Source organism: Persicobacter psychrovividus (assembly GCF_036492425.1).
Lineage (GTDB): Bacteria > Bacteroidota > Bacteroidia > Cytophagales > Cyclobacteriaceae > Persicobacter > Persicobacter psychrovividus.
This window is the reverse complement of record NZ_AP025292.1, coordinates 1,603,005-1,615,000: the sequence shown is the minus strand read 5'-3', so window position 1 is coordinate 1,615,000 and position 11,996 is coordinate 1,603,005. Positions and strand designations below refer to the sequence as shown.

Here is an 11,996-nt window from a genome sequence, read left to right as displayed (position 1 = left end):
AAAATGTTATCAAAAGAAACACTTCTCATGGCTAAGCATACATTTCTGATTTTCGCGGTATTTGGTTTGGTGATTCCTTTTGAGTCCTTGATCCGATTTTTCATGGATAAAGGCTTTGATATTGGCCTGCTGTTCATGGAAGTATTTGAACAGCCTTCCTCCACTTATTTTGCCTGGGATTCGATCATTTCGGCGATGGCCTGTTTGGCTTTTGTGATTTTGGAGGGGCGGCGAAAGGATATGAAAAATCTTTGGGCTCCGATGTTGGCTTGCTTTATTGTTGGGGCATCCTTCGCCTTGCCACTGTTTTTATATATGAGGGAGGTGAAAATCGAGACGGAGTTCACCTGAAGCAACGTGATAATGGATTGTATTAGGAATGAAAATCTCAGATAGCAAGTGAGCACTCTGGTTGTATGCTACACATTAGGGCAAAAAAAAGACAGCGAAAGGATTGTGCTCCCGCTGTCTTTTCACTGTTATTTCTGATTAATTATTTGTGGTATTGGGGTGCGTCTGGGTTAAAGAAATCATTGTAAGTATTGAAGAACTCATGCCCCAGAAGGTCTGGCAAAGCCGCCAGTCCCATTAACATACAGCCGAAATCTACCCCTTCAATTCGGTCTGCCTTCCACGAAGGGTCAGCATAAGAATATTTCCAAAGCACAAACTCTTTTCCTGTTGTAATGCCTTCTTGCTTAGGTAAGGTCATCTGCCCAATTTTTCGCTGATCATGTAGCATCGCCAGCAAATCCGTTTCCACTTCTTGAGGCATTGCTGGTGAGTATCCTGCCAATGCTGATGGCGCCACATTCAACCCAAGATTGTGGTCTTTGTTGGTACCAATATTTTCTGCCAAACAAATTTTATCGACCATATAACCTTGCCCGATTTTCCCGTTGCGGTTATACAAGCCAGTACCTGCGGTAGTACCCCACTCATAATCTTTCCATCCTTTTTCCGCGCGCTGAGGGTGTTCCTGCCACCACGCACGATCTGCCATTGCTGCGTTTTTCAGCTTTTGGATATATACAGGATCGTTAGAAAATGAATGTACAAACAGGTAATTGAACATGAAGGTAAAGTTCGACGTGAACTCATTCATAAATGCCAAATCTGTATTCACAGGGATTTTCTCCCCTGATTTGGTTACATAATCCACTGCAGGCAATTTGGACGGATTTCCATAATGCCCCTTCCAGTTTTGATGTGCTTTACCATCCAACACAGATTCCTGCGACTTGGCAAAGTAGGCCACCATCATGTATTCATTGTAAGGTGAAGTGTACATGTTCAGCGGGCTGCCGTCTTCGTTCATCTTCAGGCAGATTTTTCCCGTTTTCACATCGCCTACAAAAAGAGACTCATCCACCTCATTATAGAGCTGATCGGCCAATCGCGCAATGGTTTCATTTTTATGGAAATACCTTTTGGCAAACAATGCGCCACCAAGCATAATGTTGGTATCTATCGGGCTGTAATCATCTCCTTTGGCAGCACCTGTTTCTAAATCAAAAAAGTGGATGTAACACCCTTTTGGAGTGCGCGCAATCCCCTGTTGATTTTCGTCGCCAAGCACCGAATTCAGGGTTTGAATAATTTTTTGCTCGGCATCTGGAGCCCATCCCATTTGGTTGGCAATACAGAGTGAAACCAGTCCCATACCGATACTGGCCGTAGAGCCATGGTCACAAACATCTTTTGTTCCAACATAATCGCGGTAGAAACCTTTTTCAGTACGCATTAAATCATAAACCTTACAGGTATTATGCAGCAATTCTTCCAAGGCTTTTTTGTCGCGTTTTTTTGCAGGATGCGCCATCGCCATACTTGCGGCCATGCACAGCATCAATACAAATGCACTGGTTTTCTTCAACATCATCATTTATTCGAAAGTATTTAAACAAAAACCCGCCGCTATCAACGACGGGTTTCCAAGGTGTTAATATGTACTACAAAGATGTATTATTCATAGTAAAATGTTTTATGATTTGACGCATCATTTGAGGAATTCCCTACCCAAAGGTTGAATTTTCCTGCTTCTGCCTCCCGTTTTAAATCTGCGGTTAGAATCTTAATGGATTCCTCATTTAAAGTAAATGAAACCCTTTTTTGTTCTCCTTTTTTGAGCATGATCTTTTGAAAACCTTTCAGCGATTTTACAGGCTGCGTAACAGAGGCGGCAATATCCTGAATGTAAAGCTGAACGATTTCCTCGCCGTCATAATCCCCTGTATTTTTCACCTCCACCGATACTTGAATTTCACCACCAACACTGAATTTCTCACTGCTTAAACTCAAATTACTGTATTTAAAGGTGGTGTAACTCAGGCCGTAGCCAAACGGATACAAAGGACTGTTTTCCACATCAAGATAGGATGATTTGTAGTCCATCCTATTTTTAGGATCCAATGGTCGGCCAGTATTTTTGTGGTTATAATAGATCGGTAATTGCCCTACATTTCTTGGGAATGACATCGTCAATTTTGCCGAAGGATTATAATCTCCAGAAATAATATCAGCAATTGCAGTTCCTGCAGCCTCCCCAGGGTACCAGGCCTCCACAATCGCATCGAGATGCTCATCTTCCCATGAAAGGTTCAGCGGTCTGCCGTTGAGCAAAACCAAAACAATCGGCTTATCAGTGGCTTTCAAGGCTTTGAGCAGTGCTCGCTGAGGTTCAGGCAACTTAATATTTGTGCGACTTGCCGCCTCACCAGACCAGTTAAAGTCCTCCCCCATAGCCACCAGCACCATATCGCTTTCCATTGCCAGGTTCACAGCGGCTTTAAATCCCTGCTCTCCTTCTTCATTCAACAGGTCGCAACCTTTGGCGTAAGTAAATTTCACCCCTGAGCCTTGATATTCATCCTGCAACCCTTTGAAGATCGATACACTTTTGCTGCGGTCGCCACGAATCGCCCATTCGCCGTTCAGGCTATTCTGCTCCTTGATCATCGGACCAATCAAAGCCACTTTTTTCTGCTGATTTTTCTTCAGCGGTAAAATCTGATCTTTATTTTTCAGCAAAACAATCGATCGGTGCGCCCCATCGAGTGCGGCTTTTTTATGTGATTCATGACCGATCCATTTCTTTTCCCTTTTGGTATCCATATACAAATAAGGGTCGTCGAAAAGGCCAAGCATAAATTTCAGTTCAAGAATACGCGCCGTCGCCACATCGAGCATTTTTTCACTGATCCGACCTTCTTTCAGCAAAGATGACAAGTGCTGAATGTAAGCTGCACCGTTCATATCCATATCGATTCCTGCAAGCAAGGCACGCTCAGAAGCATGTTTAAGGTCCTCGGCATAACCATGTGGAATAAGCTCGTTGATGGCGGTATAGTCGGTTACGACCATTCCCGAAAAACCCCATTCTTCCCTAAGCACGTGCTTGTACAAAAACTGGCTTCCCGTGCTCGGCACTCCAGAAATTTCATTGAAAGAAGTCATGAAAGTCGCCACGCCAGCATCAATACAGGCCTCAAAAGGAGGAAAATAGGTTTCCCTGAGGGTGTGCTCACTCACATCTACCGTATTGTAATCCCTGCCAGCTTCTGCGGCACCATAAGCGGCAAAGTGCTTGGCACATGCCAAAAGGGTATGTTCTTTTTTAAAATCCTCAATCGAACTGACCCCCTGAAATCCCTTGACCCTCGCTTTGGCCACAAGGCTGCCAAGGTATACATCTTCGCCAGCACCTTCCATCACGCGTCCCCATCGGGCATCGCGGGCAATATCCACCATAGGCGCAAAAGTCCAGCTAATACCTGCGGAAGTCGCCTCCACGGCAGCTATTCTCGCACTCTGTTCCATCAGTTCCAAATCCCAGGAGCATGATTCCGCAAGCGGGATGGGAAAGATGGTTTCATAACCGTGAATGACATCGGCAGCAAAAAGAATGGGAATCTTCAGACGGGACTTTTCCATGGCATTCTTTTGCAACTTCTTGAGTCCTTCAGCCCCAAAAACATTGAACATCGAACCCACCATGCCCTTGTCGAGGTACTCCTGAAACTGTGCGTCAATGGTTGGCCCCGTAACCGCTCCCTGCCCCGCGAACTGGGTCATCTGCCCAATTTTTTCTTCGGGGGTCATTTGGCTGAGGAGCTCATTGACCTGCTTAATAATTTTAGGGTCTTTGCTGAAGCTTTCCCAGTCGGGTGTAGATGCCCCCTGGCCAAAGCTGAGCGTACAGCTGATACCGATCAGGCACCAACTGCACGCCACAATTTTCAAAAAAAATCGCATGATTAATAATTTTCGGATTGTTCCAAAACGCCATTCGTACGGTCGATATCCACTTGCGGAATCGGCAAAATCTTATGCTTCTGCGGATCAAAATTCGTTTTTCCATGCAGGTCCATTTTTTGCTTTGCATAGCCTGGCACTACCTGATCCATACGGATCAAATCGAAATAGCGAATCCCTTCCATCCCGAACTCTACCTGACGTTCCTGCCAGATTTTTTCACGAAGCCCCGCTTTGTCTGTATCCGTAACATCGGGAAGTAAAGTCGCATCGCCTCCACGGGCGCGGGCACGTACCATATTGAGGTACTTCAGGGCATCGGTACTGTTTCCAGCATCGTTGGCACATTCAGCGGCCATCAAAAGAATATCAGCATATCGGAGGTGGTATAGGTGTCCGCCACCATTGTCCACACTGTTCACAATTTCACTTTCGGCACGGTAAGCCTTCTGATTGTAGGCCTTGATCCCATCAACATCTGGCACCGTAAAGCCATCACGCGTAGTTTCTCCAGCCCGAAGGAAGGTAGCCTCTTCGCGTGGGTCGCCCATTTCATAGGCATCATCCAGGGCTGCCGATGGAATGTTGAATCCCCATCCACGGTTCAAATCGCCACGCACACCCTGTACCTGATTGTATTGCGAACCCACACCACCTTCTGCGGTAGCGGTAGCAAACATCTCAAAAAGCACTTCTTTACTGCCATGACCCGCAGGCGTAAATAATGCCGCGTAATCGTTGAAAAGCTCATACTCGCCACTGTTGATCACCGCCTCAAACAATGTAAGTGCTTTGGCATATTCCTGACGGTACAAATAAACTTTTCCAAGCATCCCCTGCGCGGCACCTTTGGTAACTCTGCCAAGATCCTCTGGGCTTAATTCACTGCGCAAAGGCAGATTGTCAATTGCTTTTTCAAGGTCGTCAATCACCTGAGCGTACACCTCTTCGGCATCATTTTTAGGCACGGCAAATTCCGAGTCGTCAGGGATGCTGATTCTGATCGGCACATCGCCAAAAGATTTCACCAAATTAAAATGAAAGAATCCTCTGAGGAACCACATTTCACCTTTAAATCGGTTTTTAATGGCATCGTCCATGGCAACCGCATCAATATTGGACAATACCTGGTTGGCCCTGTTGATACCGAAATAATTCCCCGACCACCAGCCGAAAATCTCGGGATTACTGGTGGTGAAGGTAAATTCATCCATTTCTTTTTGCGTGGCGCCGTCACTTGCGGTACTGCCTTTGTCGGCATCGTCGGAAATGATGCTGTTACAGCCCAAAAAAGGGAAAGCGGAAAGCTCCCACCGCAAAAGAGTGTTGTAGGTGGCAAAAACTGCCCTTTCGACATTTTCTTCAGAAGTAAAGAAAGTATCAGGGGATTGTCGCCCCTGCGGGACCTTGTCCAAAAAGTCATCACAGGCCGAGAAGAGCATCAGGAAGCTCAGCGCCCATAAAATTTTGGTATTGAATATATAGTTGGTTTTCATAATGGTTAAGGCTTAAAAGGTGATATCAACGCCCATAGTATAAACAGATGGCACTGGATAAGTACCGAGGTCTATGCCTGTTGCGATAGGGTTTGAACTGATAATTTCAGGATTGAAACCGCTGTAATCCGTGAAGGTTACCAGGTTGGTTCCCGAAGCGTAGATCCTCAGTTTCTTGATAAACACACGCTCGGTGAGCTCGGAATTGAAAGTGTAACCTACCGTAACGTTGTTTAGTCGGAAGAAAGAGCCATCTTCCACAAATCGGTCGGAAACGTTGAAACTCGCCCCACTGTTTTCTACCAATGGCTCGGTTGTCGAAGTCCCCGGGCCTGTCCAGCGGTTTAGGAAAGAGCTTTCAAAGTTGACCAAATCGGGACGAACCTGTTTTTTACCATTATAAATATCGTTACCTGCTTGCCCTGCCCAGTCCATCGAGAAATCAAGTCCCTTATAGCCAAAGCCGAGGGTCAGTCCGAAAATCATACTTGGTGTTGGGTTACCGATAATCACACGGTCAGCATCATCAATTACATTGTTATTATCCTGATCGCGAAATCTTAAATCTCCAATTTTAGCATTGGGTGCCTGAGGGAAATTCGCCAGGTCATCAGCATCCTGATTTACGCCTATTACCTCATAGCCATAGAACGAACCAATGGCATCACCCACCCGTGTAATGGAAGCCTGGTAGCCACCGAAATTCAGCGGACCATTAATAATCGGAATAGCGGTTCCGAGTTGGTTGACCTTGTTATTCACTGTAGAGAATGTTGCGCCAGCGCGATAGTTGAAATCCCCTTTGCTGTCTTCCCAGTTAATTGAAAGGTCGATCCCTTTATTCTCCACTTCGCCAAGGTTCACCGTTTGCTGTGCATCAAAGCCCGCATTGGAAGGTACTGGAATATTGACCAGCAAATCTCTTGAGGTACGTCCGTAGTAATCAAATTCGGTGGTCAGACGCTGCTGAAGAAATCCGATTTCAAAACCGACATTATATTGCTCTACGGTTTCCCAAACGAGGTTAGGATTGGCGAGGTCAATGGCAGTGGCGCCTGGGCGTCTGTTTGCAGGAGTACCCGTGCTGTAGTCAAAGCCCGTGGAGATGGTTGCCTGCGAGGCATAATCCCCAATTTTATCATTACCAATCTGACCGTAGGAACCTCTCAGTTTAAAATTTGAAACAAAGCTGATATTATCTTTCCAGAAAGACTCCTCGGAAACCCGCCAACCCAAAGCCACCGAAGGGAAAGCTGCAAATCGGTTATTTGTACCGAAACGGGAAGAGCCATCCACACGCAAAGAGGCGGTCAGCAAATAGCGATCAAGCAAGGTATAATTGGCACGCCCCAGGTACGAAAACAAAGACGATTCCGAGGCATTGTTGCTGTTGGTTTGACCATCCAGATCACCAGCATCAAGGTACCACAAATCTTCCGAACCACTTGGCACATTCAGTCGGCCACCCGTAAGAGATTCCGAGCGGAAATTCTGAACCGTTACCCCAACAACAGCACTTAACTGGTGCTTTTCATTAAACTCTTTATAATAAGACAGGGTGTTTTCCCACAGGTAGGAAGTGAAAATATTATTGCTGACCGTTAATCTTGAAGCCAGATTTTGCTGCGTAGGCGAGACAAAATACTGAGGCACAAAATTCCTGTTCGTACTTCCATTAATTTCCCAACCAACATTGGTTTTCAGTCGGAAATCCTTGGCGATGGTGGCCTCTGCGAAAACGGTTCCTACCGTCCAAAGACGACGTGTTCGGTTATTGGACTCATAAAAAAGCTGTGCCGCAGGGTTGGCCACATTCGTAGAAGAGGCCTTAAATGAACCATCTGGATTGGTGGGTACATCTGTTGGCGCCATCATGTAGGCATTCTGCACTACATTTCCTGGTGCAAGATCCTCGGTAATGTAACTGAACTGAATATTGTGACCGACTTTAAACCAGTCAGCCATCTGGTAGGTGTTATTGATCCTCAGGGCAATTCGATCGTAAGAAGAATTCTTCACCACACCATCCTGCTTGAAATAACTTAAACTGACATTATACAGCGTATTGTCGTTACCTCCACTGAAAGTCAATTGGTGATTCTGAATAGGTGCCACCTGAAAAATTTCATCGAACCAATCGGTATCCGCTACATTGTTCACATCAGGGAAAGGTAAATCTGTACCGCCATTATTGGTCGTCAGCTCATTGGCAAGGGTGGCATACTGGCTACCGTTCACCATATCGATACGGCGCTGAACGTTCTGAATACCTGCATAGCCACTGTAATTGACTGTATTGCTACCTTTTTTTCCTTCTTTAGTCGTGATGATGATAACCCCATTTGCTCCTCGCGAACCATAAATTGCCGTTGCCGAAGCATCTTTCAGTACCTGCATAGACTTGATGTCCTGGGCAGAAAGATAACTGATATCATCCAACAACATCCCATCCACAACATACAATGGATTAGCGTTTCCTGTTGTACCGACCCCGCGAATCCTAATAACGGGTGCTGTACCTGGCTGCCCCTGCTGAACAACCTGAACCCCAGAAACTTTCCCCTGCAGGGCGTCTGTTGGGTTGGCTGAGGGCACTGATTTCAGGTTCTCACTATCAATGGTGGCAATGGATCCTGTCAGGTCTTTTTTCTTCTGAACACCATAACCAACCACGACAAGTTCGTCAAGTTGCTGCACATTTTCTTCCAGTTCAACCTTAAAAGTCGATTGGTTGCCAATTGTAATAATGGCGGGCTTGTAGCCTACATAGGAAACTTCAAGCGTCTGATCTCCCTCTTCGAGCTGAAGGCTGAAATTTCCTTCCACATCGGTAACCGTTCCTCGGGTTGTTCCTTGTACGACCACCGAAGCGCCGATAACAGCCTCCTGGTCAGTTTGAGAAATCACCACTCCCGAAATGGTGGTGCCTTCTTGGGCGAAGGCCTGCTGCCAGCTGCAAATCTGAAGCAGGACGACCAACAGCAGCCATCGGGCATTGTGCAGCTTGAAACCTGTAAAGTAGTTCATAGTAGTAGGTTTTGTATAAAATGATAATTTGCCACCGCTTGGTAAAGCTTCTAATAAACTAATGACCAAACCAAACGCTGAATGTTTGAATAGGGCAAATGTAAATATAATCATATAATTATCCGTTAAATCATAAACAATAATGATAAAAAACTATATACAACTACTTGTGTATCACACCTCCTTTTATTACAACAACTTATCCTCAATCTTCACCTATTTAAAACCAGATTTTGCTATTCGATCATTTGATCAATATTAAATAATATCAATTCAAACCACCCCCATTAAATCCTATGCTCTTCCCCTAAGATATAATAACCATAAGACCGTTCCCCTTACATCAGCCTCCTCCTATTTAAAGGTTGATAACAGAAGCAAACCATACTTCACGAGCATCATGATTTTCCCGATTCATTGCCTTATGCTGATTATATATTATATTTGCGCCCTATGAAAAAAGAGGTCAAACTGCCCGAAATAAAATTGGCAGAATATACATACGAGCTAAATGATGAACGCATTGCCAAGTACCCACTTGCCGAGCGTGATGCTTCCAAACTATTGTACTATCAGCAAGGAAAAATTGAAAACTTGCAGTTCCCTGATATTGAGCAGGTCATCCCTGCTGATTCAGTCCTTTTTTTCAATAACACCAAGGTGATTCCTGCACGGATTTTTTTCAGAAAAGACACTGGTGCTAAAATTGAAGTTTTCCTGCTGAACCCAATAACACCAAGCCCTGTGATTTCTCAAGCCATGGATGCCAAAGGAGAAACCGTGTGGGCAGCAATGGTGGGCAATGCCAAAAAACTGAAAGACGGGCAGGTACTGAACCGCGAGATGACGGTGGAAGGCCAGGAGGTGCACCTTAAAGCCGAGATCATCAGTCGATCACCTTTTCAGGTAAAATTTGAATGGACACCTTCGGATATTCCTTTTGTGGCTATCGTGGAAGAGGCGGGAACGGTTCCGCTGCCTCCTTATATGAATCGGGAGGCTGAAGATGAAGACAAGCCCCGCTATCAGACGGTTTTCAGTAAAAATGAAGGCGCTGTGGCAGCACCAACTTCAGGCTTACACTTTACGGACAAAATCCTTGAACGACTTGATGCCAAAAATATTGATCGTCAGGAACTGACATTGCATGTGAGTGCGGGAACTTTTCAGCCTGTAAAAGAGGAAAATGCGGTGAACCACCCGATGCACGAGGAGCAGATCATTATTCACCGACATAATGTGGAGGCCATTATCGAGCGTCAGGGAAATATTTACTGTGTCGGGACGACCTCCATGCGGACACTCGAAAGCCTGTACTGGTTTGGGGTAAAACTGATTGAAGATCCACAGGCGGATTTCTTTGTTGAGAAGCTGCGCCCTTACCAATATTCCGTGGAGGAATTGCCTTCGGTAAAAGCAGCTATGACCGCCGTATTGCAGAGAATGGATGCCGACAAGACCGACCATTTGCAGGGAAGCACAGAAATTTTCATCTTCCCCTCCTATCCTTTCCAGATTATTGATGGCATCATCACGAATTTCCATCAGCCAGGCTCGACCCTCATTATGCTTGTGGCGGCCTTCATTGGCGAAGACTGGAAAAAGGTCTATCAGAATGCCCTTGACAAAGATTACCGATTCCTCAGTTACGGAGACGCCTCTTTCTTACTTCGGAAAAAATAACAAAAAAAAAACAGCACAACCTTTATCAGTTGTGCTGTTTTCATTTATTGATCAATCATTTACCCGATCATTAACTACTGTTAATATACCAAGTCAAAATGGTTGACAACGCGACTTCAGATTATCCTTTAGCCTGCTCACCTTCTACTTTGACGCCGTTTCCGTAGTGTCTTACATTCAAGCCACCAGTACCGATCACGTTTCCGAATTTATCCAGAATTTCTGCTTCACTCTTATAGCTTGTTCCTTTTCCCCAGCCAACATTCACTTTGCCATTTTCGCCTTCGCCAAATTGCAACAGGTAATTGATGCCGAATCCTTTACCGCCTTTTACAGACTGTACAGCGATATCAACATACTTTCCTGCCAATTTCCCTGCAGAGTGGCGATCTTCAGTCTTTACCCAGCCATTTTTATGGCTTCCAAAATAAGTATCAATGTTACCACTTTCACTCATTCCCTGAATGATGTAAGCATCCATACTTGGTACATAATCAAGATTGATCAAAGAAGTCAGACGATCTCCTTTAGTTCCTACAAATCTTTTTCCTGAATTAAACCAAGGCTTGCCATAGAACTCACGCAAACCGTTAGTTACAACATATTTAGTCCCATTTTTTGGGAATAAATAAGCATATACCCCTTCAAATTTTTCACCAGCATCTACCTGATTGAAAGCTGAAGCCAAAAATTCACCCCAGGCATTGCTTGCAGATTGTTTGTCAGGCAATTGTGTCCAAGCTCTCTGCTTGCCTACAAAAGTCAAAACTTTACCGCTGGCATTTTTTCCACTGATCACCCAATAGCCTGCAGAGTGTACATAATCCAAATCAAGAAACTCCACTAAGCAGTCCGCACCGCTCCCCACATAGCTTTTTCCTGAATTGTAGCGCGGCTTTCCTCCAAACTGATAACCGCCATTTACGGCAACTTTACCATTGTGCATAAAAGCATAAAGGAAATTTCCAGACTCATCATCATATGAAGTCGCCAGGTAATCTCCCCAAATAGCATTTTTGGCATATTTATCCTGAAGGCGTGTCCAGCCGTTCACTCGATCACCAAAAAATACCGACAAATCACCGTTGGCATCTTCTCCAACGATTGAATAATAATCGCCTGCCGCTACATAATTAATGTCATAGGCAGTTTGAAGGGAAGGCATCCCTTCCTCCATCGTTCTCAATTCTGAATCCTGGGTTGTGGCGGTAAGCTCTGTTGCTGGTTGAATGGCCTCCTGACAGCTTGCCATACACATTGCAATAACTGCCCCATAGGCAACAGGTAACATTTTTCTAAAAATCATACGATTAGGTTGTTTATGTTGTTTTTTCAAAAATAATGAAATAAAAAATAATAAAACTCACATTTACCCCACCTTACTTACACGTGCAGAAACGCCAAAAAAATGACGAAAATGAACTTATCTAATTTAAAATATCCTTTTTACAGCATATATATGGCGGATAATATTTTGTTGGATTTTAAACAAATTTACGTTTTTAATTAAAAAACCATAAAAAACTTACACCAAAA

Annotated in this window: 7 protein-coding genes; 2 read left to right on the top strand and 5 right to left on the bottom strand. The window is 44.7% G+C overall.

Translation table 11 applies throughout. From position 1 onward, the window contains the following. Positions 1 to 27: 27 nt before the first annotated feature. Positions 28 to 351 carry a DUF2834 domain-containing protein gene (locus tag AABK40_RS07055; protein WP_338396569.1) on the top strand — a complete coding sequence of 108 codons (324 nt, stop codon included), beginning with the start codon at positions 28 to 30 and terminating at the stop codon, positions 349 to 351. A 142-nt stretch (positions 352 to 493) separates the two neighbouring features. Here AABK40_RS07055 and AABK40_RS07050 read toward each other — a convergent pair whose 3' ends face one another. The 4 genes from AABK40_RS07050 to AABK40_RS07035 form a co-directional block, all read right to left on the bottom strand. Next, the gene (locus tag AABK40_RS07050; RefSeq protein ID WP_338396568.1) at positions 494 to 1,885 is read right to left on the bottom strand and encodes a hypothetical protein; all 1,392 of its coding nucleotides are present in this window, start codon (positions 1,883 to 1,885) and stop codon (positions 494 to 496) included. A gap of 80 nt (positions 1,886 to 1,965) precedes the next feature. Next, positions 1,966 to 4,254, bottom strand: a complete 2,289-nt coding sequence (gene bglX, locus AABK40_RS07045) for a beta-glucosidase BglX (RefSeq protein WP_338396567.1) — start codon at positions 4,252 to 4,254, stop codon at positions 1,966 to 1,968. Positions 4,255 to 4,256: 2 nt separating this feature from the next. Continuing rightward, positions 4,257 to 5,750: a RagB/SusD family nutrient uptake outer membrane protein gene (locus tag AABK40_RS07040; protein WP_338396566.1), complete on the bottom strand. Its 1,494-nt coding sequence runs from the start codon at positions 5,748 to 5,750 to the stop codon at positions 4,257 to 4,259. A 12-nt stretch (positions 5,751 to 5,762) separates the two neighbouring features. Then, entirely contained in the window at positions 5,763 to 8,777 is a 3,015-nt protein-coding gene (locus AABK40_RS07035) for a SusC/RagA family TonB-linked outer membrane protein (protein WP_338398053.1), read from the bottom strand. Between the two features lie 453 nt (positions 8,778 to 9,230). Between AABK40_RS07035 and AABK40_RS07030 the strand changes: the two genes are divergently transcribed. Further along, positions 9,231 to 10,460, top strand: coding sequence for an S-adenosylmethionine:tRNA ribosyltransferase-isomerase (locus AABK40_RS07030; RefSeq protein WP_338398052.1), 1,230 nt, complete (start codon positions 9,231 to 9,233; stop codon positions 10,458 to 10,460). Positions 10,461 to 10,581: 121 nt separating this feature from the next. On the opposite strand, the gene AABK40_RS07025 is transcribed toward AABK40_RS07030, so the two are convergent. Next, complete coding sequence (locus AABK40_RS07025) at positions 10,582 to 11,766, bottom strand: hypothetical protein (protein ID WP_338398051.1); 1,185 nt, start codon at positions 11,764 to 11,766, stop codon at positions 10,582 to 10,584. Positions 11,767 to 11,996: the final 230 nt, after the last annotated feature.